The organism is Mesorhizobium sp. M0587, assembly GCF_040320945.1.
Taxonomy (GTDB): domain Bacteria; phylum Pseudomonadota; class Alphaproteobacteria; order Rhizobiales; family Rhizobiaceae; genus Mesorhizobium.
The window spans coordinates 1-20,563 of sequence record NZ_JAMYQP010000019.1 but is presented as its reverse complement, the minus strand read 5'-3'; the positions used below and the strand labels follow the sequence as shown (position 1 = coordinate 20,563).

General features: G+C 63.0%; 20 protein-coding genes and 1 pseudogene. 12 read left to right on the top strand and 9 right to left on the bottom strand.

Annotation, left to right across the window (positions count from 1 at the left end):
• Positions 1-163: 163 nt before the first annotated feature.
• The gene (locus NKI49_RS18215; RefSeq protein ID WP_352603693.1) at positions 164-817 is read right to left on the bottom strand and encodes a hypothetical protein; all 654 of its coding nucleotides are present in this window, start codon (positions 815-817) and stop codon (positions 164-166) included.
• 116 nt (positions 818-933) lie between these two features.
• On the opposite strand from NKI49_RS18215, the gene NKI49_RS18210 reads away from it, so the two are divergent.
• Positions 934-1,122, top strand: coding sequence for a hypothetical protein (locus NKI49_RS18210; protein ID WP_352603691.1), 189 nt, complete (start codon positions 934-936; stop codon positions 1,120-1,122).
• A gap of 136 nt (positions 1,123-1,258) precedes the next feature.
• On the opposite strand, the gene lepA is transcribed toward NKI49_RS18210, so the two are convergent.
• On the bottom strand, positions 1,259-3,064 hold the full coding sequence (gene lepA / locus NKI49_RS18205; RefSeq protein WP_352603689.1) for a translation elongation factor 4: 1,806 nt from the start codon (positions 3,062-3,064) through the stop codon (positions 1,259-1,261).
• Between the two features lie 198 nt (positions 3,065-3,262).
• On the opposite strand from lepA, the gene NKI49_RS18200 reads away from it, so the two are divergent.
• From NKI49_RS18200 to msrA, 3 genes are all read left to right on the top strand, one after another.
• Positions 3,263-3,961 carry a DUF1223 domain-containing protein gene (locus tag NKI49_RS18200; protein ID WP_352603687.1) on the top strand — a complete coding sequence of 233 codons (699 nt, stop codon included), beginning with the start codon at positions 3,263-3,265 and terminating at the stop codon, positions 3,959-3,961.
• Positions 3,962-4,072: 111 nt separating this feature from the next.
• A complete protein-coding gene (locus NKI49_RS18195; protein ID WP_352603685.1) occupies positions 4,073-4,333 on the top strand; it encodes a hypothetical protein in 261 nt (86 codons plus the stop codon).
• A 105-nt stretch (positions 4,334-4,438) separates the two neighbouring features.
• Positions 4,439-5,170, top strand: coding sequence for a peptide-methionine (S)-S-oxide reductase MsrA (gene msrA / locus NKI49_RS18190; RefSeq protein ID WP_352603683.1), 732 nt, complete (start codon positions 4,439-4,441; stop codon positions 5,168-5,170).
• Between the two features lie 169 nt (positions 5,171-5,339).
• Here msrA and NKI49_RS18185 read toward each other — a convergent pair whose 3' ends face one another.
• Both NKI49_RS18185 and NKI49_RS18180 read right to left on the bottom strand, forming a co-directional pair.
• On the bottom strand, positions 5,340-6,344 hold the full coding sequence (locus NKI49_RS18185) for a cytochrome d ubiquinol oxidase subunit II (RefSeq protein WP_352603681.1): 1,005 nt from the start codon (positions 6,342-6,344) through the stop codon (positions 5,340-5,342).
• A gap of 9 nt (positions 6,345-6,353) precedes the next feature.
• Entirely contained in the window at positions 6,354-7,715 is a 1,362-nt protein-coding gene (locus NKI49_RS18180) for a cytochrome ubiquinol oxidase subunit I (protein ID WP_352603679.1), read from the bottom strand.
• 268 nt (positions 7,716-7,983) lie between these two features.
• Here NKI49_RS18180 and NKI49_RS18175 point away from each other — a divergent pair, with 268 nt between their 5' ends.
• Positions 7,984-8,910, top strand: coding sequence for an ABC transporter ATP-binding protein (locus tag NKI49_RS18175; RefSeq protein WP_352603677.1), 927 nt, complete (start codon positions 7,984-7,986; stop codon positions 8,908-8,910).
• A 14-nt stretch (positions 8,911-8,924) separates the two neighbouring features.
• Entirely contained in the window at positions 8,925-9,686 is a 762-nt protein-coding gene (locus NKI49_RS18170; protein WP_352603850.1) for an ABC transporter permease, read from the top strand.
• Between the two features lie 57 nt (positions 9,687-9,743).
• Here the strand turns inward: NKI49_RS18170 and NKI49_RS18165 are convergent, their stop codons facing one another.
• A complete protein-coding gene (locus NKI49_RS18165; RefSeq protein ID WP_352603675.1) occupies positions 9,744-10,781 on the bottom strand; it encodes a phosphatidylglycerol lysyltransferase domain-containing protein in 1,038 nt (345 codons plus the stop codon).
• Positions 10,782-11,207: 426 nt separating this feature from the next.
• On the opposite strand from NKI49_RS18165, the gene NKI49_RS18160 reads away from it, so the two are divergent.
• On the top strand, positions 11,208-12,392 hold the full coding sequence (locus tag NKI49_RS18160) for a flavin-containing monooxygenase (protein ID WP_352603673.1): 1,185 nt from the start codon (positions 11,208-11,210) through the stop codon (positions 12,390-12,392).
• 156 nt (positions 12,393-12,548) lie between these two features.
• On the opposite strand, the gene NKI49_RS18155 is transcribed toward NKI49_RS18160, so the two are convergent.
• Positions 12,549-14,552 carry a PhoX family protein gene (locus NKI49_RS18155; RefSeq protein WP_352603671.1) on the bottom strand — a complete coding sequence of 668 codons (2,004 nt, stop codon included), beginning with the start codon at positions 14,550-14,552 and terminating at the stop codon, positions 12,549-12,551.
• Between the two features lie 390 nt (positions 14,553-14,942).
• On the opposite strand from NKI49_RS18155, the gene NKI49_RS18150 reads away from it, so the two are divergent.
• A complete protein-coding gene (locus NKI49_RS18150) occupies positions 14,943-15,410 on the top strand; it encodes a hypothetical protein (RefSeq protein ID WP_352603669.1) in 468 nt (155 codons plus the stop codon).
• Between the two features lie 114 nt (positions 15,411-15,524).
• Here the strand turns inward: NKI49_RS18150 and NKI49_RS18145 are convergent, their stop codons facing one another.
• On the bottom strand, positions 15,525-16,187 hold the full coding sequence (locus NKI49_RS18145) for a LuxR C-terminal-related transcriptional regulator (protein WP_352603667.1): 663 nt from the start codon (positions 16,185-16,187) through the stop codon (positions 15,525-15,527).
• Entirely contained in the window at positions 16,184-17,575 is a 1,392-nt protein-coding gene (locus NKI49_RS18140) for a sensor histidine kinase (RefSeq protein ID WP_352603665.1), read from the bottom strand. Before NKI49_RS18140 ends, NKI49_RS18145 begins: the two co-directional genes overlap by 4 nt.
• Before the next feature lie 168 nt (positions 17,576-17,743).
• On the opposite strand from NKI49_RS18140, the gene NKI49_RS18135 reads away from it, so the two are divergent.
• From NKI49_RS18135 to NKI49_RS18125, 3 genes and pseudogenes are all read left to right on the top strand, one after another.
• On the top strand, positions 17,744-18,085 hold the full coding sequence (locus NKI49_RS18135; RefSeq protein WP_352603663.1) for a hypothetical protein: 342 nt from the start codon (positions 17,744-17,746) through the stop codon (positions 18,083-18,085).
• 13 nt (positions 18,086-18,098) lie between these two features.
• Positions 18,099-18,803: a phosphatase PAP2 family protein gene (locus tag NKI49_RS18130; RefSeq protein WP_352603661.1), complete on the top strand. Its 705-nt coding sequence runs from the start codon at positions 18,099-18,101 to the stop codon at positions 18,801-18,803.
• 172 nt (positions 18,804-18,975) lie between these two features.
• Positions 18,976-19,152 (top strand): annotated as a pseudogene (locus NKI49_RS18125) (SulP family inorganic anion transporter); the annotation flags it as partial.
• A gap of 86 nt (positions 19,153-19,238) precedes the next feature.
• Here NKI49_RS18125 and NKI49_RS18120 read toward each other — a convergent pair.
• Complete coding sequence (locus tag NKI49_RS18120) at positions 19,239-19,685, bottom strand: hypothetical protein (RefSeq protein WP_352603659.1); 447 nt, start codon at positions 19,683-19,685, stop codon at positions 19,239-19,241.
• Positions 19,686-19,785: 100 nt separating this feature from the next.
• Between NKI49_RS18120 and NKI49_RS18115 the strand changes: the two genes are divergently transcribed.
• Complete coding sequence (locus tag NKI49_RS18115) at positions 19,786-20,388, top strand: TetR/AcrR family transcriptional regulator (RefSeq protein ID WP_352603657.1); 603 nt, start codon at positions 19,786-19,788, stop codon at positions 20,386-20,388.
• The last annotated feature ends 175 nt before the right edge of the window (positions 20,389-20,563 follow it).

Genomic DNA, 20,563 nt, shown 5'->3' with positions numbered 1-20,563 from the left:
GAAAGCAGCTGGCCGCAACGCCGGCACCTCTTCTGCAACGTTGGTGATTGGCGAAAGCGGCGAAAACAGCGTCCTTCTCCCCGTTTCACGGGGAGAAGATGGCGGCAGCCAGATGAGGGGCGGCGCTAACGCTCGTCTCCTTGTCCCGGATATCGACGGGCGATTAATTTGCTCTTGTAGTAAACAGGAGAGTTGTCAATGGTTTACCGGGCATATTGATCGCTGCCGTTTTCTGAACATCGTATTCAATGCCAGCGGCCTGCAGAGCTGCGATAAGGGCCTTTGCGTCCTCAGTCAGTGTATCTCCAGCATGCGATTGGACTGCTATTCCAGTGGGCGGTGGATTGCCCAGGCCCATAACGCTGCCCTCCATCAACTCCCACCCCAACCTTCTAAGCAAAACACCAAACTGGGCGTAGATTTTACCGCTTTCGGGGCTACCCACGTCCTTGATCAACTGGATAGAGCCCGGCTTGTTGCTAAGGTGGGTTGAAAGGAGCCTCGATTGCTCTGGATCAAGATTTCTTGGCTCCAGCGCGGCAAGCCGCCTCTCTAGCGCAGAAATCAAATTCCTAGCTTCGTCAGGCGTTGCGCCATTCAGTTTGGATTGGTAGTCGGCTATTTTTTCGTCTTTTGCAATGTGCCGACTTTCCAATGTGGCAATATCACTTTGCAGATTTGAGATTGTCCTATTGAGCCATGTCCGCCCGATAGCTACGCCGCCGCCGCCGACGATGATGACCAAAGTGACGAACACCCAAGGCGCTTGCGTCACAACGGCCCAGTTATCTTTGAGAAATTGAATCGGATCGCCCATGCGCAAATTATATCAGCACAGTCATGATTCGTCACCGCGTCCTCCACCCGACCACAGAGTATAGGATTTGCGCCGCGAATGGTGATACGTTCACCATCTGTTCAAAGGAGGCCGACATGGCTAAGAACACAGGTGACGACTATCGCCGGGGTGCAGTGACGGGCCGCACTCAATTCCAGCATGAGAACGGCGACTGGCAGAAGCGCGACGAACGAACCGGCCAATTCATGGAACGCAAGTCGTCTGAAGGTCCATTCAAGGGCGTGGCTAAAGAGCCAGACGGCCGGGATACCGACAACTCATAGTCGGTAGTGTGTTACGTTCCATCGCGCAGCGTCACCCCCGCAGCGCTGGCGCTGCCTCCGGCAGCGCCCCCGCTTGCGGAGCCGTTCATCGATCCACGGGATCGATGACTTGGCGCGCTCAGCACCAATCGGCTTCTCAATCCCCCATCTTCAGCGCTTGGATAAACGCCTCCTGGGGAATATCCACCTTCCCGAACTGCCGCATCCGCTTCTTGCCTTCTTTCTGCTTGTCCAGCAGCTTGCGCTTGCGGCTCACGTCGCCGCCGTAGCATTTGGCGGTGACATCCTTGCGCAGTGCCGAGATGGTTTCGCGGGCGATGACCTTGCCGCCGATGGCTGCCTGGATCGGGATCTTGAACAGATGGTGCGGGATCAGCTCCTTGAGCTTCTCGCACATCTGGCGGCCGCGCTTTTCCGCCGCCGTGCGGTGCACCAGCATCGACAGTGCATCGACCGGCTCCTCATTGACCAGGATCGACATTTTTACCAGGTCGCCTTCCTTGTAGTCGGTCAGGTGATAGTCGAAGGAGGCGTAGCCCTTGGAAATCGACTTCAGCCGGTCGTAAAAATCGAAGACCACTTCGTTGAGCGGCAGATCGTAAGTCAGCATGGCACGCTTGCCGACATAGGAGAGGTCGGCCTGGACGCCGCGCCGGTCCTGGCAAAGCTTCAGGATGCCGCCGAGATAGTCGTCGGGGGTCAGGATCGTGGCGCGGATCCACGGCTCCTCGATGGCGGAGATTTTCACCACGTCCGGCATGTCGGCCGGGTTGTGCAATTCCTTCATCGAGCCGTCATTGAGCAGCAGCCGGTAGACCACGCTCGGCGCCGTGGCGATCAGGTCGAGGTTGAACTCGCGCTCCAGCCGCTCCTGGATGATTTCGAGATGCAGCAGGCCAAGGAAGCCGCAGCGATAGCCGAAGCCGAGCGCGGCACTGGTTTCCATTTCGAAGGAGAAGGAGGCGTCGTTGAGGCGCAATTTGCCGACCGCGGCACGCAGATCCTCGAAATCGGCTGCGTCGACCGGGAACAGGCCGCAGAACACCACCGGCTGCGCCGGCTTGAAGCCGGGCAGGGCCTGCGCGGTCGTGCGCTTGTCCTCGGTGATGGTGTCGCCGACGCGGGTGTCGGCCACTTCCTTGATCGAGCCGGTGAAGAAGCCGAACTCGCCGGGGCCGAGCTCGTCGACATTGATGCGGGCAGGGGTGAACACGCCGGTGCGCTCGACCAGGTACTTGGCGCCGGTGCCCATCATGCGGATGGTCTGGCCCTTCTTCAGAACGCCGTCGATGATGCGCACCAGCACGATGACGCCGAGATAGGCGTCGTACCAGCTATCGACCAGCATCGCCTTCAAGGGGGCGGCCGCGTCGCCTTCGCGCGGCGGCGGCAACTGATGGACGATCGCCTCCAGCACGTCGGGAATGCCAAGGCCGGTCTTGGCCGAGATCAGCACGGCGTTGGAAGCGTCGATGCCGATCACCTCCTCGACCTGCTCGCGGATGCGCTCCGGCTCGGCGGCCGGCAGGTCGACCTTGTTCAGCACCACGACGATCTCGTGGTTGTTGTCGATCGCCTGGTAGACATTGGCCAGCGTCTGCGCCTCGACGCCTTGAGACGCGTCGACCACCAGCAGCGAGCCCTCGCAGGCGGCGAGCGACCGCGACACTTCATAGGCGAAGTCGACATGGCCGGGCGTGTCGATCAGGTTGAGGATGTAGTCCTCGCCATTATTGGCGCGGTATTTCAGCCGCACGGTCTGCGCCTTGATGGTGATGCCGCGCTCGCGCTCGATGTCCATCGAGTCCAGCACCTGCTCCTTCATGTCGCGCAGCTCCAGCCCGCCGGTGGACTGGATCAGGCGGTCGGCAAGCGTGGATTTGCCATGGTCGATATGGGCGACGATGGAGAAATTGCGGATGTGGTCGAGGGGCGTGCTCATGCGGCGGCTTTAGCAGGGGCGGCCAGCGGCGGCAAGGCTTGCGGCGCAAGGCCCGCCTTGGCCAACACAAAGCGATGAGCCGGCCCAAAAAGCCAACCTCGACGATCACAAACCGGTGAGCGCTGTAACGAAGCCGGTGCCGGCGGCGAAGTGGGGACATGACGGGCGCGCCGCGCCACCACTCCATGGAGCAAGCCGATGTCGGGATCCAGGCGCAGCACGCTCATTGCACTGTCCGCAGCGCTGGCGCTCGCGGGCTCGCTCGGTGCCGCGGCCGCTCAGCCGCTCACCGTGGTCGAGCTGTTCACCAGCCAGGGCTGCTCGTCCTGCCCGCCGGCCAATGCCAATCTGATCAAGGTCAAGGACCAGCCCGGCGTGTTGGCGCTGTCCTTCAACGTCACCTATTGGGATTATCTCGGCTGGAAGGACATTTTCGGCAAGCAGGAATTCACCCAGCGCCAGGTTTCCTACGAACCGCCGCTCGGCCATGACGGGCCGTTCACGCCGCAAGTGGTGGTCAATGGCCATGCCGATGTCGTCGGCGCCGCACCCGGCGAGATCGAACATCTGATCGCGGCAAGCGGCCGGACCAGCGGCCCATCGCTGTCGCTCGACGGCGGCAAGGCCAGCATAGGCGCCGGCGCCGCACCCGGCGGCAAGGCCGATGTCTGGCTGGTGCGCTATGCCAAAGGCGTCGTCCAGGTGCCGGTGGCGCGCGGCGAAAACACCGGCCGCACCTTGCCGCACGCCAATGTCGTGCACGTATTGACGAAACTCGGCAGCTGGACCGGCGGCGCCACGGCCTATCCGCTGCCCGCCGCCTCCGGCGGCCTCAGCACCGCCGTGCTGGTGCAATCGCCGGGCGGCGGCCCGATCCTGGCCGCCGCGACCAACTGAATTCGCAGGATCTGCCCCTGAATTGCGCAAACGCCGCGTGCGGCCCGCAAGAATCCGGCAGCCGACAGGCACGCTCCATCATCCCCCATCCAACACCCCAAGGAGACAATCATGACCGTTCTTTCCCGCCTGACGCTGCCGGCACTCGCCTTTGCCTTGTGCTCGACGGCGCTGTTTGCCGGCGGCATTGCCCGCGCCGACGACGCCACCAATGCCATGAAACCCGCCGCCAATGCGATGAAGCCTGCGACGGATGCAATGAAACCGGCAACGAACGCGATGAAGCCGGCCGATCCGATGGCCACCAACGCCATGAAGCCCGCGGTGGAGGCGATGAAACCGGCGGCGGACGTGGTGGCTCCGGCCAACTAGCCGGCCGTCAATGCCGCACGCGAATGTGAGGCGCCGCAGCAACTCATGGCGCCCCCGTACGTGATCCAATAGACTGATCCCAATGGAAGCCACAGGAGTGCAACCATGACCGACATCAAATCTTCCAAACGTTCGACCGGCTATGTCCAGGGCGCGCTGGCCGCCGCCGCTCTTGCCGTCGCCGGAGCGGCCTTTTGGCTGACACCGGCCGTTTCCGCCGAGGACGTGGTGGTGATCCCGCCGCCGGCGATGGATGAGAAGGCAGTCGCAGGCAGCGAAAAGGCGATCTTCGCCGGCGGCTGCTTCTGGGGCGTGCAGGGCGTGTTCCAGCACGTCAAGGGTGTCAGCAAGGCCGTCTCAGGCTATACCGGCGGCGACAAGGACTCGGCAGTCTATGAAACGGTCGGCACCGGCCGCACCGGCCATGCCGAATCCGTCGAGATCACCTACGACCCTTCTAAGGTCACCTATGGCCAGCTGCTGCAGGTCTACTTCTCGGTCGCCCACAACCCGACCCAGCTGAACTACCAGGGGCCGGACTCAGGCACGCAGTACCGCTCGACCATCTTTGCCGAGAACGACGCGCAGAAGAAGATCGCGCAGAGCTACATCGCCCAGCTCAAGCAGGCCAAGGTGTTCCCAAAGCCCATCGTCACCACGCTGGAGACCGGCAAGACCTTCTATCCGGCCGAAAACTACCATCAGGATTTTTTGACGCTGAACCCGACCTATCCCTACATCGTCTACAACGATCTGCCCAAGGTGGCGAACCTGAAGCAGCTGTTCCCCGCGCTCTATAGCGAGAAGCCAGTGCTGGTGCTTTCGGCGAGCAATTGACGAGGGTTATCTCCCCCCTCGAGGGGGAGATGGCCGGCAGGCCAGAGGGGGTCGGTCCGACCTGGCGCGGCCCCCTGCGACAGATGAAGGTTGGCGCTCCACGTCCGGCGACCCCCTCTGTCGCCTTCGGCGACATCTCCCCCTCGAGGGGGGAGATTACAGGCACACCTCAATCGTAAGTCAGGTCGGTCGCCTTGCCGCCGAACACCCGGTAGGCATAGAACGAATAGAAGATGATGATCGGCAGCACGACCACTGTGCCGGCCAGGATGATGGCCAGGCTTTCGGGCGCCGAGGCCGCCTGCCAGATGGTCAGGCGATCAGGCACCACGAACGGGTAGAACGACCAGGCGAGACCGGCAAAGCCCAGCGCGAAGATGGTGGCCAGCGCCAGGAACGGCGTCAGCGCATGACGGTCGTCTGGCTTCGGCAGGTGGAAAGTCTGCCGCCACAGCCACAGGAACAGCAGCGCCGACAGGATCGGCAGCGGCGAGAGGTAGAGCATCGAGGGCCAGACGAACCATTTGTCGAAGATGCGCGCACTGGCGAACGGCGTCGCCAGCGAGACGGCGGCCATGCCGAGCGCGGTCAGCACCAAGGTGGTGCGCAGCCAGCGCACCGCCTTCTTCTGCAACTCGCCTTCGGTCTTGTAGATGACCCATGCCGCACCCATCGCCGCGTAAGCGGCGGCCAGGCAGAACGCCACCAGCACGCCGAACGCCACGCCGCCAGGGCCGACATCGAGGCCGAGCACATAGACGCCCAGCATGTATCCCTGCGCCAGCGAGGCGATGAGCGAACCAAGGAAGAAAATACGGTTCCAGCGGTGCTTGCGTTCGGTCGGCACCTTGGCGCGGAAATCGAAGGCGACGCCGCGCAGGATAAGTCCGACCAGAAGCACGAAGACAGGAATGTAGAGCGCTGTCAAAATGACGCCATGCGCCAGCGGGAAGGCGACCAGCAGCAGGCCGACCGCAAGCACCAGCCAGGTCTCGTTGGCGTCCCAGAACGGGCCGATGGCGGCGATCATCGTGTCCTGTTCTGCATCTTCCGCCGCGGCGAACAGGATGCCGATGCCCAGATCGAAACCGTCGAGGATGACGTAGATCAGGATGGCGAGGCCCATCAGGCCGGCGAAGATGAGTGGGAGCAGGGTCGGCCAGTCATACGTCATCTTTCTCTCCTACTCGCCAGCCGCCGGCTGCGACATCGGTCTGTTGAGCACGCCCGGCAGTGGCGAGGTGTCGCCGTCCTTGGCCGCCTTCAGCGCCAGGTGGACCAGAACGCCGAGATAGGCGATCAGCAAAAGCACGTAGAGAATGAGGTAGGTCGCCAGCGTCAGCGCGACATGGCTGCCCGCCACCGGGCCGACGGCATCGGCGGTCCTCAGCACGCCCGTCACCAGCCACGGCTGGCGGCCGATCTCGGTGGTGTACCAGCCGGCCAGCGTCGCCAGCCAGCCCGACAGCGCCATCGGCACCATCAACAAGGCGAGCGGCTTCGGCAAGCTTTGGCGGCGCTTGAGAAAGAAGGCCGCCGACCACGATACGAGGAGCATCAGGATGCCGGTCCCGACCATGATGCGGAAACCCCAGAACACCGGGAACACCGGCGGATGGTTGCCCGGAAAATCGTTCAGCCCAGGCACCACGCCGCTGGTGCTGTGCCGCAGTACCAGGCTGGCGCCATCGGGGATGGCGAGTTCGAACCTGTTTTCCTTCGCCGCCTCGTCAGGCAGGGCGAACAGAACCAGCGGCACGTTGGGACCGGTGTTCCAATTGGCTTCCATGGCGGCGATCTTCTGCGGCTGGTGCTCCAGCGTGTTCAGCCCATGCTGGTCGCCGGCGAAGATCTGGATCGGGATCAGGATGGCGGCGGTGAAGACGCCGGTGCGCAGCGCCTTCCACATCGATTCCGAGCGGTCGCCATAGAGGTAACGCAGCGCCGACAGGCCGGCGATCAGGAACGACACCGTCAGGCCGGAGGCGAGCAGCATGTGCACCAGCCGGTAAGGCATGGACGGATTGAAGATGATCGCCCACCAGTCGACGGCATGCGCCACGCCGTCCCGTATCTCGAAGCCGGCCGGCGTTTGCATCCAGGAATTGAGCGCGATGATCCAGAAGGCCGAGACGGTGGTGCCGCCCGCCACCAGCACCGTCGCCAGCGTATGGATCCGGTTGGAGACGCGGCGGAAGCCGAACAGCATGATGCCGAGGAACGCCGCTTCGAGGAAGAAGGCGGTCAAGATCTCGTAAGCCAGCAGCGGCCCGGCGATGTTGCCGACCTTTTCCATATAGCCCGGCCAGTTGGTGCCGAACTGGAAGCTCATGGTGACGCCGGAAACAACGCCCATGGCGAAGGACAGCGCGAACACCTTCACCCAGGTGAAATAGGCCCGCATCCAGGCGGAATCGTTGGTCGCATTGTAGCGCAGCTTGAAGAACAGCAGCACCCAGCCAAGCGCAATGGTGATCGTCGGAAACAATATATGGAACGAAATATTCGCGCCGAATTGCATGCGCGACAATATGAGCGGGTCCATGGTGGGCTCCGGCTGCTTCTAATGTTTTAAAACAATAATCCCGGCGCCGATTGAGGTCAAAGCGGCGTCCCGCCGCGAGGCGGAACGCCGCAGCGCTCGGCCAAGATGACGCATGCGTGCCGCGCTGACCTCTATTTGTCTTTTATCCATGGCAACGGCCGACCTGCGTCGATTGTCGAGAACTGTCAGCAACGGCATTGACTTCCGGTTGCAGGCAACGACATTCGGCCTATATCAAGGGACCTCTTTCAAGCAGCCGTTTTCAGCCATGCCTTCCATTCTGTCCATTTCCGGGGTCTCCAAGACCTACGCCACCGGCTTCACGGCGCTGAAGCAGGTCGATCTCGACATCCGGCGCGGCGAGATCTTCGCGTTGCTGGGGCCGAACGGCGCCGGCAAGACGACGCTGATCTCGATCGTCTGCGGCATCGTCAACCGCTCGTCGGGCACGGTCACCGTCGACGGCCACGACATCAACAAGGATTACCGTGCCGCGCGCAGCCTGATCGGCCTGGTGCCGCAGGAGCTGACCATCGACGCTTTCGAGAGCGTCTGGGCGACCGTAAACTACAGCCGCGGCCTGTTCGGCAAGCCGGCCAACCCGGCCTTTGTCGAGAAGGTGCTTCGCGACCTGTCGCTGTGGGACAAGAAGGACGCCAAGGCGATCACCCTGTCGGGTGGCATGAAGCGGCGGCTGATGATCGCCAAGGCTCTGTCGCATGAGCCGCGCATCCTGTTCCTCGACGAGCCGACCGCCGGTGTCGACGTCGAGCTGCGCCAGGATATGTGGGCAATGGTGCGCCGGCTGCGCGAGGACGGCGTCACCATCATCCTCACCACCCATTATATCGAGGAAGCCGAGGCCATGGCCGACCGCGTCGGCGTCATCAATCGTGGCGAGCTCGTCCTCGTCGAGGACAAGGCCGAACTGATGCGCAAGCTTGGCCGCAAGCGGCTGGTGCTGGAACTGCGCAGCCCGCTGACGGCCATTCCGGAAGCTTTCTCGAACTACGCGCTGGAACTGTCGCCGGATGGCGGGCAGCTGACCTATACCTATGACAACCAGGCCGAGCGCCCCGGCGTCGCCTCGCTCATCCGCGACCTCGAGGCCGGCGGCATCCAGTTCCGCGACATCGACACGCAAAACAGCTCGCTCGAGGAGATCTTCGTCAATCTGGTGAGGAGAGAGGCATGAACCCGCGCGCGGTCATGAATCTTCGTGCAGTATGGGCGATCTACCGGATGGAAATGGCACGCGCCTTTCGCACCGTGCTTCAAAGCATAGTCTCGCCGGTCATCTCGACATCGCTCTATTTCGTCGTCTTCGGCTCGGCCATCGGCTCGCGCATCACCGAGATCGACGGCATCAGCTACGGCGCCTTCATCGTGCCGGGGCTGATCATGCTGTCGCTTCTGACGCAGTCGATCTCCAACGCCTCCTTTGCCATCTACTTCCCGAAATTCGTCGGCTCGATCTACGAGCTTCTGTCGGCGCCGGTTTCCTATCTGGAGATCGTCATCGCCTATGTCGGCGGTGCGGCGACCAAGTCGATCATCCTCGGCCTGGTCATCCTGGCCACCGCCTCGCTGTTCGTGCCGCTCCACATCGAACATCCGTTCTGGATGCTCGCCTTCCTGGTCTTGACGGCGATGACATTCAGCCTGTTCGGTTTCATCATAGGCATCTGGGCAAAGAGCTTCGAGCAGCTGCAGCTGGTGCCGCTGTTGATCATCACGCCGCTGACCTTCCTCGGCGGCAGCTTCTATTCGATCAACATGCTGCCCGGCGTCTGGCGCACGGTGACGCTGTTCAATCCGGTCGTCTATCTGATCAGCGGTTTCCGCTGGAGCTTTTACGGCAAGTCCGATGTCTCGGTCGGCATCAGCCTCGGCATGACGATCGTGTTCCTGGCTGTCTGCATAGCGATCGTGGCGCGGATATTCAGGACCGGTTACCGGCTAAGGAACTGACGGATTGGCCGAGCGCTAAGCGCTACGCGGCTGCCTTCCTGCTCGCCGGCGGATCCCCTAAACGGCCTTGACCAGCCGCAGCAGCCCCAGCATCTCGACATATGTCCCCTTGCGGAAGGCGATATAGGTCGGCTCCTCGACGCCATGGAAGCGGCGCTTGAACGCCGCCTGACCCTGCAGGTTGAACCTGCGGCGGTTCACCCATGGCGAATCATAGGCGCGCTGGAAGGTATTGCGCCAGAAGTCGCTTTCGGCAAATCCGCTTGGTCCGATGTCGACCAGCGGCGACAGGCCGAGCGTGACCACCGAGATGCCTTCCTCGCGAAAACGATCGACGGCGAATTTGGTCAGTCCGATCTCGGCATGCGGCGAGGCGTCGATATGCTTGCGCTTGAAGGCGGTGGTGTAGCCGATGACCTTGCCGTCGGCAAACAGCGGGTCGAAGTCGAGCAGGGCGATCAGGTCGCCGTCCGGACCGTGCAGGACGAAACGGCGCATATCGGTGCCGAGATGATCGGCGAACGGACGGTTGAGAAAGCCCATCTCCCAGCGCTTGACGATGCGGTCGCCGCGCCAGTTCTCGGACAACCGGGCGATCTCGTCGAGGTAGATCGTGCGCTTGTCCTCTTCGAACGAAAACCCCTTCTTCGACAGCCAGCGCTCGGAATAGCGCACGGTCTCGTTGCGCTTGCCGGAAAAATCGTGCTCGGGCAGGATGAGGCGGGTGTCGATGCCCAGCCGGTTTATCTTGTAGCCGAGCCCAGCCAGCACGCGTGCCGTCTCCTCACCGATCTGCACGAACCACGGGTCGCCGGCGCTCTCGACAAAGCGTCTGATATAGCCGGGCCGATGGGCCGGAGCCGCGACCGGGTCGCCGAGCGCGAAATGATGCTTCATCTTGGTGCCGAAGGCGATGTAGCCGTCGGCATCGCCAAAATAGGAAAGCTTGCCCTGCACGGCGGTGGAATAGGCGAGCGAGAAGTCGCCATGGCGGCGCACCAGCGCCAGGCGTTCGACATGCGTCAGCGCCAGGCGCTCGACCTTGGGCGAGGCACCCTCGAGGACTTTGTCGAAATAGACTCGCAAGGAGGGCATGGTCGAGATTCCGCGTGCCGTCTATGGCGCGACGTGCCGGTGGACACGCAAGACACGCCATCGCGCCTTGATTTCTCGCAGGAAGCCGAACGCCGATTGCTGGTTTCCTGCGTCGGTAACGAGATCCCCAGCCCCAGACCTCGAATCAATCACATTGCCGCGACCTGATTATCGCCGATGCCGCTGATATGCCATATAGGGGCTGCATGTATTCGGACAAAACCGCCATCCCACCCTATGCCATTGTTTTGGCGACATTTTCATAGCACCGTGTTTGCGCTAGGCGGCGGGCATGCTCCGGAGCGCAAGCGCGACCCGGCGCCGCTCTCGAAAAACAGGAGCGATTTGCTGTATGGGTTCTGCGCGAGTTTCTACAGCGTCCTGCGAACCTTGCGGGGCGAAGGTCGAATGAAGGTTCAAGGGCGAATGGCTGACACGACACTCAGGCTGGAGGTGGACCTGCCGATAAGCATCGAGCCTGCGATCGTCATCGGCGCGGGTGCTGCCGGGCTGGCAGCGGCGCAGGCATTGATCCGGGCCGGAGTGCCGGCGACGATCCTGGAAAAGGAGAGCCGGCTGGCCGAGCCCTGGCATCGGCGGCATCAGCAACTGCGCCTCAACACCCACCGCGATCTCTCCGCACTCCCCGGCCTTGCCTATCCCGCGGGCACTCCCGCGTTTCCGGACAGAGCGGCCGTCATCCGCCACATGAACGATTTCAGGGAAGCGAACCGTCTGCCGGTGCAGTTCGGCGTCGTGGTCAAGGAAATCGCGTTCAAGGGCGATCACTGGGCCTTGTCGACCAGCGGGGAACCGCGCTTGGCGCGACACGTCGTCATCGCCACCGGGCGCGACAAGCAGGCGTTCATTCCCGAATGGGAAGGGATGAAGGATTTCGCCGGACGGGTCATCCATTCCGCGGACTTCGGTGACATGAAGAACTATGCGGGTAAGAAAGTACTGGTCGTGGGCGCCGGCAATTCTGGCTTCGACGCGCTCAACCATCTGGCCGGCGTCGACACGGCCGCCCTCTGGCTTTCGGCACGCAACGGCCCCGCTTTGCTCCCCAAGCGCATCGCCAAGGTCGCCGTGCACCGGCTTTCGCCGTTCATGGCGCGCTTGCCTTTGCGTGTCGCCGATGCGGTGATCGCCATCACACAACGTCTCGTTTTTGGCGACCTGACCAAATTCGGCATGCCGCCCGCGCCGACGGGCGGCGCCAGCCGCCTGACCACGGACTATACCGCGATCGCCGCCGACGAGGGAGCCGTCAGCGCCATCAAATCAGGCAAGATCACCGTGGTGCCATCAATACGGGAGTTCACCCGCGACGGCGTGATCCTGGCCAATGGCAGCCTGATCGATCCCGACATTGTCATTGCCGCGACAGGCTACCGCACCGGGCTGGAGCAGATGGTCGGTCATCTCGGCGTGCTCGACGGCAAGGGCGTCCCGCTCTTCAACGGCGGCCAAGCCGACCCGAAACTCCCCGGTCTGTGGTTCACCGGCATGCGGCCGAGCATCCGCGGCTGCTTCGCCAATGCCAGCATTTTGGCAAAGGCGATTGCCAGGAAGATTGCCGGTTCCGGCCTTAAGCAGTCTGGCGCTTGACGCTGATCGATGCCCGGCTTTCTTCCGTCACAACACGGGCAGAAGTGCCTGGCAGGACAATGAGGGGCAGCGCCAGCGTCGACAGGTGGGTGTCTTCAGCGCTGGCGCAAACCGTGGGCAGATTCACCAATGCCGCTCCCTCGGATCGCACCGGGATCAAACCGCGATTTTGCCGCCCCCCTGTTTGGTGATGGCGACTACCGCCGGCCGCACCGGCATGTCGGGCTTGAAGTCCGGCCAACGGGTTGACAGGTCCTCATAATAGGACGGGCGGCCGAATGCCTCCCAGTCCTCGCCGCCGTCGCCCGGATGCTGGACGGCGACGAAGGCGGTCTGGTCGTCGGGCGCAAACAACGGTCCGCACATTTCGGCGCCGATCGGCACCCGGAAGAACAGTTTCGACGTCGCTCGCGCGGCGCCCTCCGTGTCCACGGCCCACAGGCCATCGGTGCGGCCTGTGGCCTTCGGGCCCTGACCGTCGGTGGCGACCCACAGGCGGCCGGCCGAATCGACCGCGCAATTATCGGGCATGCCGAACCAGCCATTCGCCGTCGTCGCGGTCGAGAACGTAGCGCCGACATCGGCGACGGAAGGATCGCCGCATTTCAGCAGCACTTCCCACTTGCCCTTGGTGGCGGCGAAATCGCCATCATCCTCGGCGATCTCGATGATGTGCCCGAAGGCATTCCCAGCGCGCGGATTGGCGGCATCGACCTGGTCGGCCTTGCGCTTGGAATTGTTGGTCAGCATGACATAGACCTTGCCGTTGACGCCATTGGGCTGGATGTCCTCGGGCCGGTCCATCTTGGTGGCGCCGAGCAGATCGGCGGCGCGGCGCGTTTCGATCAGCACGTCGGCCTGGCTGGCAAAGCCGTTCTCGGCTGTCAGTGGGCCTTGGCCGAAAGCGATCGGCAGCCATTCGACAGAACCGTCCTCGGCGAATTTGGCGACATGCAGCGTGCCGTCGTCGAGCAGGTCCTTGTTAGCCGCGCGGTCATTGGGATCGAACTTACCCGCGGTGACGAACTTGTAGACATAGTCGAAGCGCTCGTCGTCGCCGAGATAGAACACGACGCGGCCGTCCCTGGCGACGATCGATTCGGCGCCCTCATGCTTGAAGCGGCCCATGGCGGTGCGCTTCCTCGGCACCGAGGTCGGATCGTCGACGTCGACCTCGACGATCCAGCCGAAGCGATTGGGCTCGTTCGGCTCCTTCGAAATGTCGAAGCGGTCGTAATGCGCGCCCCATTCGTAAGCGCCTTCGGGAATGCCGAGGCGCTTGTAGTTGGCGGCTTCCTTGTGGCCTTCGGGCAGTTCGCCGGAGAAGTAGCCATGGATGTTCTCCTCGGCCATCACATAGGTGCCCCACGGCGTGACGCCGCCGGCGCAGTTGTTGACGGTGCCGAAAACCTTGGTGCCGGACGGGTCGGCATTGGTCTTGACGCGGTCGTGGCCGGCGACCGGGCCTGACAGGGCCATCTCGGTGTTGGAGGTTATGCGGCGGTTGAGCTTGCCGTCGCGCACCACCTGCCACTTGCCCGATACCTTGCGGATCTCGACGATGGTGCCGCCATGGGCCGCCATCTCGACATCGACCTGCTCCTTGCTGAGCGGCGCGACCTCGGCCGACTTCTTGCCGCCCTTCTCGACGATCGTGACGATCCCCGGGAACATCAGATGCGGGTTGGTGTATTCATGGTTGACGACCAGCAGGCCGTGCTCGGCCGAGCCGTCGATCTCGATGTAGCCGACATAATCATTGTTGTAGCCGAACTGTTTCGCCTGGGCCTGCGCCGACTGTTTGGTCGGGTCGAATTCCGGCGAATCGGCAAACAGCGGATCGCCCCAGCGCAGCAACACATCGGCATCGTAGCCCGGCGCCACATGGTGCTTGTCATCGATGCCGGCTTCGAGCTCGTCGAAAGAAAAGGCGGAGCCTTCCGCGGCGCGGGCTTTGCCGGCGCTGACCAACGCCAGCGGGCTGACGGTGGCGGCGATCGCCGAGACCGCCAGCGACCCCTTCAGGAAACCCCGGCGAGAAAATCGCGCGGCGATGATCTCGCCCATGGTGCGGTTGTCGGTCGGGTTGATGGCCGGGCCGTCGTTTTCCTCGAGCAGGCTGGTCCGGAATCGGGCGTCGGGGGAGCGATATTCGGTCATGCGAGACTTGCCTCTAGCTTTGGGGTGGCTGGATCTTGTTGCCTGTTCGACGCCTTACAATCGCCTGGTCACACTTTCGTGACATTGAGAGCCGCGTTCAACCGCATTCCTGCGCAAGCGCGCAACGCAGGGGTCCAGGCCCTAGTCAGGTCGGGCAAAAAGTCCCTTTCTTCCTGTCTGGGATGATCTTGGATGGATCGCTCCGATTTCCTCACGAAGCGGGTTCGCGCGCATGCGACATAGGACTTTAGTCCAACCTTGCGCTGGCAAAGGTCCTGGTAGACAACCGCAACGGTCGGAGGCCGCTTCCGGACGCCACTGCTTTCGGCGATGTTCGTTGCAACTGCGAGGTTGACCGTGGGCGCCGGCTCAATCGACGGAGATCAAGAAATGCACGGATCGATCATGGGCCGCTGTCGGCGACTGGCGCTCGGATCGGCCTCGGCGCTGGTCCTGACTCTCGCTCCCTATCAAATTGCCCTGCATGGCTCCGCTGCGGGGATCCACGTCGCCAGCGCACAGGCTGCTCCGGGCGGCGGGAACGGTGGCAACGGCGGTGGCGGCGGCGGTGGTGGGAGCGGTGGCAATAGTGGAAATAGCGGCAACAGCGGCGGCAATTCCGGAACCAATGGCGGCTCGGGAGCCGGCAAGGGCCAGAACAACAATGGCAAGAGCCATGTCGACGCCACGACCCGCGACCGCGTCGACGTGCAAGGCAACGAGATCACGGTCCATCATCCCGACGGCATAACGGAAAAGATCGAGAACGGCCGTTTCAGGATGGAAGATGCACTCGGTCGCACGATCATCGACCGCCGGGCCACCCCGGCCGATGTCAGTCGCCTCAAGAGCTTGTGAAGCCGGCCAACAGGCAACGGTCAGCTTCACACGTCACCTCCGCCGCCCCCGGCGGAGGTGACCTCGTTCAAATTGGCGTTTACGCGATCTCCGGCATCGCGATGGCAAAAAGCGCTACGAAGGGTTCCTGTCGCGGTCGCGCGACTCGCGCATCATCAGGGCCGCCTCGGTTCGGTTCCGCACTTTGAGCTTCGACAGCACGCCGGTCATGTGATGCTTGACGGTCTTCTCCTGCAGCTCCAGTCGCAAGGCGACTTCCTTGTTGCTGAGCCCCTCCGCCACCAGCCGCAGGATTTCCGTCTGCCGCTCGGTGAGTTGCCGCAGCCGGTCCGCCATGCCGTTGGCGGGCTGCTGGGACTGGAGATCCGAAAGCAGCCGTGCCGACAGCATCGGCGATAGATAGCTCTCTCCGTCCGCCACGTTGCGCAGGATGTCGGCCAGCGCACGTGATCCGACGCCTTTGAGGACATAGCCTCGCACGCCTGCGTTCAGAGCCCAGGTAACATCGGCATTGGTCTCGGAAACGGTCAGCATGACGATCTTCTGGGCGGGATGGCTGGCGAGGATGTTCGCGACCGCGGCCAGGCCGCCACCGGGCATGGAGATGTCGAGCAGCAGTATGTCTGGCCGCACCGTCGAGACGATGCGTTCTGCATCCTGCGCCGTGGCGCCCTCGCCGGCCATTTCGAAGCCTCCGATCTCCGACAGGCTGCGCGTCACGCCTTCGCGAAAAAGAGGATGATCGTCGATTATTGCAATGCGAATGGGTCCGATCATGCTTGCTCCTCGACTGATAACCTGATCACCAATCGCGTGCCTTGCGGCCCGGTCAAGGTTTCGAACTGGCCGCCGATGCTTTCGACCCGCTCTCTCAGGCCGGCGAGCCCCAGGCCTTCTGCCCGTGCCGGGTCGAAGCCAGGCCCGCCGTCCGATACTTCGACGAAAAGCCTGCCACCTTTCATCCCGGCGCGCACCGCCTGATCCTTGCCCCGGCCATGCCGATACGCATTGTTCAGCCCTTCCTGCACGAAACGGTAGATGCTGATCTTCTCCGAGGCGCCGGGCTCGGGCAAGGGTTCGGCCAGCGTCAGCGTCACCGCCGTTCCTGTCCTGCGCTCGTGTTCGTTGACGGCCAACCGCAGGATATCCGCCGCCGCCGCCGTCTCGATCTGCGGCAGGACGAGGCCGTTGCAGATGCCGCGTATCTCGCGCATCGCGTCTTCCAGCGTCTTGCGGATCATCGCGACCTCGGTCGAACGGCTTTCGCTCCATTGGCCGTCGCCGGAAAATACCGGACTGTCCATGCGCAATGCCGCCAGGGCCACGAGTTGGGCCGGGCCGTCATGGAGGTCGGCACCGATGCGGCGCAGATATCGCTCGTTGAGTGCGGTGGCGCGGCGAGACGCCCGCTGCACGCGCTGCCGCAAGGCACTGTTCTGCGTCACCAGGCCCTGCAGCTCCGAAACCTGGCGGCGCAAAGCCCTGCGCTGGTCGTCTATGGTGCGGCTGCCGCGCAGGACGATGCCCGACAGAAGCAGAAGCGCCGCCAAGGTCGCGCTAGCCACGATCAGCCAGCTTGACAGGAGGGCGGAAGCGAGGGTCGCCTGGAAGTCATCGGCGATTTCATAGAATTCGGTTACGGCCACGACCTCGCCCGACCAGGGCTCGCGGACGGGATTGTAGATCTCCAGCAATGGTACGCCAGCAGCCCTTTCCTCGTTTTCGTCGGCGTCGAACGTGTTGAATTCGGCGACGACATTGCCTTGGAAAGCAGACCGCAGATTATCGCTTGGATCGAAGCGGCGTCCTATCAAGGCCGATTCTTTCGCATAGAGAATCGTGCCGTCGCGGCGCCAGAGCTTGAACGATGCGAGGCGCTTGCCCAGCGCGCCTTGGCCGAGCGTCTCGTCAAGCGCCTGCTTGGCGGAATCGCTGAGTTCCTGGCTCTTGCGCAAGTCGGGCAACAGCGGCGCGATCACGCTATCGACGTAGAGCGCCGTCGTGGCGGCCGAATTGCGGATGACGCCGTCGCGGATCTGCGTGGTCACCCAGGCGCCCACCACCAGCATGACCGCCAGAAGGCCAAATCCGCCGGCAAGCACGAATTGCAGGGCAAGGGAAAGCTCGCTCCAGCGCCGCGCCAAGTTCTGAAGAATGCGTGTCATGGACCCCTGACCGCCCTCGATCGACAGTTGGGCGATATCCGTACATTGGGCTTCAGTCTTGCTGTTGCCAAGACCTTCATTCTCCCGACGTTGCTTGACGTTCCGGCAGGCTTCGGAAACAAGGGCTGCGGCACACGCGGCGCGGGCCGCTTCGAGAGGGGACGGGACTTGAGTTTTTCGGGATTGCTTCAGCTTGGCTTTTCAACCATCATTTTCCTGTTCGCCGCGACTGCCGCCAAGCAATGGGGTCTGGCGCCGAGCCTTGGCAAGATCCTGCTGACGCTTGCGCTCTATTCGCTCGGCAATCTGATCATGCTTCGGCTGATCCGTGAATTCGGCATGTCGGTTTCGTTCAGCCTGTCGGCGGTTATCCAGCTCGTGTCGGTCAATGTCGTGGCGCTCGTGTTCTTCGGCGAGCGCGTCAATGCGCTGCAGGCCACCGGCATCGTGCTGGCAATCGCCGCAGTGGCGCTGATCACGCTCGGGCCCTATCTGCAAGGACGGCTGTAACGGGCGACCTGCAATGAAGAATGCCGCGAATGCTCTGCTCAACCGCATCGAATTCCCGGTGTTGCTGGCCGGCCTGGTCATCGCCGGCGGGTTGTGGGGCCTCGTCGAGTTGATGGAACTGGCGCGGACTGCCACGCCGCATGCCTTCGACACCGAAATCCTGCTTGCCTTCCGTCAGGCCGGCCAACCCGGACTCCCGATCGGCCCGCCATGGCTGGAAGGGGCGATGCGCGACATCACCAGCCTCGGCAGCGCCAGCGTGCTGGTGCTGATCACGGCGGCGACCATCATCTATCTGCTGCTGATCCGCAGGCCCGGGACGGCGCTGCTCATCTTTGTGGCGGTGGCTGGCGGCCAGGTGCTGTCAAGCCTGCTGAAGGTCGGCGTCGACCGGCCGCGACCCGAGCTCGTTTCACATCTGGTCACCGAGACCTCGCTGTCTTTCCCGAGCGGCCATGCCATGCTGTCGGCGGTGACCTACCTCACGCTCGGCTCCCTCGCGGCGCGCTTCCTGCATGGCCGGACGACGAAGATCTATGTGTTGTCGCTCGCCGTGTTGACGGCGGTGCTGGTCGGCGTCAGTCGCGTCTATCTCGGCGTTCACTGGCCATCGGATGTGCTGGCCGGCTGGTGCGCCGGCTTCGCCTGGGCGATGCTGTGCTGGTTGGCGGCTCGGTTCCTGCAGCGGCGCAAGGTGGTGGGCGGCGACGGCGCCTGACCGCCCTTCAGGCTGCCCATCAGATCAATCTGTTGATCCCGCAGCCCGCCAGCACGAAAACCACCGACAGCAAGCATGCCGATGTCACCAAGACCCTGAAAATATTCAACCGCGTTACCTCCGCCCCAGATGAAGACACCCTAGCTCGCAAAGCTCGGGAGTATCAAGAAAAATGGAGGGCGCGGCGCACAAGGCGAAGCGCGCCAGCGTCCGCTTCATCGTATCAGGCGTCTCGCCGCAGATACGGCGCATGCTGATCAATCACGGTGTCAAGCGGCCGTTGGTGACCTACGCCGCCTCGATCCGCGACGCGCGGGCGCAGCTGAAAAGGAAACTGGAGACTCAGTAGCGACCGGGATTTTGCCCGGCCGGGCTTGCGTGCGCATCAACGGAGATGCGGCGCACCCCGACCATTGCTTTGCAAGGCCCGAATGGCTAGTTGGACAGCGGCCCCTTGGTGACGGTAACCTTGTCGCCCGAGCGCGCGATTTCCAGGCTTTGCCCAGCTTCGCCCAATTTGCCTGGCACGGATATGGTGGCCGATTCATTATCGGCGAGAGTGGCCGAGAAACGGACGGGCGCAGCCTCACCGTCCGCCATCGTCGTGACAACCTGATAGCCGCCATCCGTGCTGGTGTAGTAGATCACCCCATGAAATCGGCCAAGGTCGACGCTCTCCCCCGTCATGGCGGACAGTTCGCCGGCATGCAGGGGAGAAGCGATCAGCAAGAATGCCGCCAGGCCTCCGGCAAAGTTACGCAGTGCGGTGCTCCGTTTGGCGTGTTCCGCTCTCGGCTGGTCCGCGGGGACATGATGTGGCGACTGCGCGCGTCTATGGGTAAAGGCTAGGCGGGTTCCGACTTCATTGGCGACGGTGTTCATGACGGGCTCCTATGTTGACAGTGTTAACTTATGGGCATTGACATAAGCCCTGAAGTAGGCGATGTCAGCATATGTTTTCACTGACAACTTTGAGGCTGATATGCAGGACACGACCAATCGGCCCTATCACCACGGCGACCTGAGGCGCGAGATCATCGAGACCGCGATGGCGATGCTGCACGAGGACAAGGGCTGGCAGTTCACGCTGCGGGAAGTGGCGCGCCGCGCCGGCGTCAGCCATGCCGCTCCCTACAAGCACTTTCCGGACAAAGCCGCCCTGCTTGCCGAAATGGCGATGCTGGGATTCGAAAGGCTGCATAAGGCAATGACGACCGCGAAGGCAAAAGGGCCAGGTCCCTTGCGGGGCGAATTCTTCGCCGTCGGGCGGGCCTATGTCCGGTTCGGAACCTCAAATCCAGGCCTCTACCGGCTCATGTTCAGTGCGGAAGCCGGCAAGGCGGTAAACGTGCATCTGAGCGAAAGCGCACTCGCCGTGTTTGGCGTGGTAACCGAATTGCTGGAGCGGGGCCAGGCCGAAGGGGTGCTGCGCAAGCGCGACGTGCGGGGTCGCGCGGCAGCCTGCTGGGCACAAATGCATGGCATCACCATGTTGACCATGGAAGGTTTGTTCCAGCTCGAAAAGGTCGGCCCGGATCCCCTGGATGCCGCCCTCACCACGCTGCTTGAAGGGCTGGAGAACTGACCTGCCTGTCGGACCGCGTACGGCGCGCAACCTTCGCCCCATCGCGCCGTGTTCGAAACGATCAGCCGCACTAGGGGCTGTTGAGAATCATCGAGAGTTGATGACGGCAGCGCATGCGTAGATCATCGCGGAGAAGTTGCGATCAGTTTTCTCGCTGCGCATTGCGATGCCTTTG

What these genes read in the sequence shown, in the direction of transcription:
- NKI49_RS18200 (WP_352603687.1), top strand. Translation starts at nt 3,263, where the DNA reads ATGTCGGGATCCAGGCGCAGCACGCTCATTGCACTGTCCGCAGCGCTG.
- NKI49_RS18170 (WP_352603850.1), top strand. Translation starts at nt 8,925, where the DNA reads ATGAATCTTCGTGCAGTATGGGCGATCTACCGGATGGAAATGGCACGC.
- lepA (WP_352603689.1), bottom strand. Translation starts at nt 3,064, where the DNA reads ATGAGCACGCCCCTCGACCACATCCGCAATTTCTCCATCGTCGCCCAT.
- NKI49_RS18120 (WP_352603659.1), bottom strand. Translation starts at nt 19,685, where the DNA reads ATGAACACCGTCGCCAATGAAGTCGGAACCCGCCTAGCCTTTACCCAT.
- NKI49_RS18130 (WP_352603661.1), top strand. Translation starts at nt 18,099, where the DNA reads ATGAAGAATGCCGCGAATGCTCTGCTCAACCGCATCGAATTCCCGGTG.
- NKI49_RS18185 (WP_352603681.1), bottom strand. Translation starts at nt 6,344, where the DNA reads ATGACGTATGACTGGCCGACCCTGCTCCCACTCATCTTCGCCGGCCTG.
- msrA (WP_352603683.1), top strand. Translation starts at nt 4,439, where the DNA reads ATGACCGACATCAAATCTTCCAAACGTTCGACCGGCTATGTCCAGGGC.
- NKI49_RS18195 (WP_352603685.1), top strand. Translation starts at nt 4,073, where the DNA reads ATGACCGTTCTTTCCCGCCTGACGCTGCCGGCACTCGCCTTTGCCTTG.
- NKI49_RS18215 (WP_352603693.1), bottom strand. Translation starts at nt 817, where the DNA reads ATGGGCGATCCGATTCAATTTCTCAAAGATAACTGGGCCGTTGTGACG.
- NKI49_RS18160 (WP_352603673.1), top strand. Translation starts at nt 11,208, where the DNA reads ATGGCTGACACGACACTCAGGCTGGAGGTGGACCTGCCGATAAGCATC.
- NKI49_RS18180 (WP_352603679.1), bottom strand. Translation starts at nt 7,715, where the DNA reads ATGGACCCGCTCATATTGTCGCGCATGCAATTCGGCGCGAATATTTCG.
- NKI49_RS18145 (WP_352603667.1), bottom strand. Translation starts at nt 16,187, where the DNA reads ATGATCGGACCCATTCGCATTGCAATAATCGACGATCATCCTCTTTTT.
- NKI49_RS18115 (WP_352603657.1), top strand. Translation starts at nt 19,786, where the DNA reads ATGCAGGACACGACCAATCGGCCCTATCACCACGGCGACCTGAGGCGC.
- NKI49_RS18210 (WP_352603691.1), top strand. Translation starts at nt 934, where the DNA reads ATGGCTAAGAACACAGGTGACGACTATCGCCGGGGTGCAGTGACGGGC.
- NKI49_RS18155 (WP_352603671.1), bottom strand. Translation starts at nt 14,552, where the DNA reads ATGACCGAATATCGCTCCCCCGACGCCCGATTCCGGACCAGCCTGCTC.
- NKI49_RS18150 (WP_352603669.1), top strand. Translation starts at nt 14,943, where the DNA reads ATGCACGGATCGATCATGGGCCGCTGTCGGCGACTGGCGCTCGGATCG.
- NKI49_RS18140 (WP_352603665.1), bottom strand. Translation starts at nt 17,575, where the DNA reads ATGACACGCATTCTTCAGAACTTGGCGCGGCGCTGGAGCGAGCTTTCC.
- NKI49_RS18175 (WP_352603677.1), top strand. Translation starts at nt 7,984, where the DNA reads ATGCCTTCCATTCTGTCCATTTCCGGGGTCTCCAAGACCTACGCCACC.
- NKI49_RS18165 (WP_352603675.1), bottom strand. Translation starts at nt 10,781, where the DNA reads ATGCCCTCCTTGCGAGTCTATTTCGACAAAGTCCTCGAGGGTGCCTCG.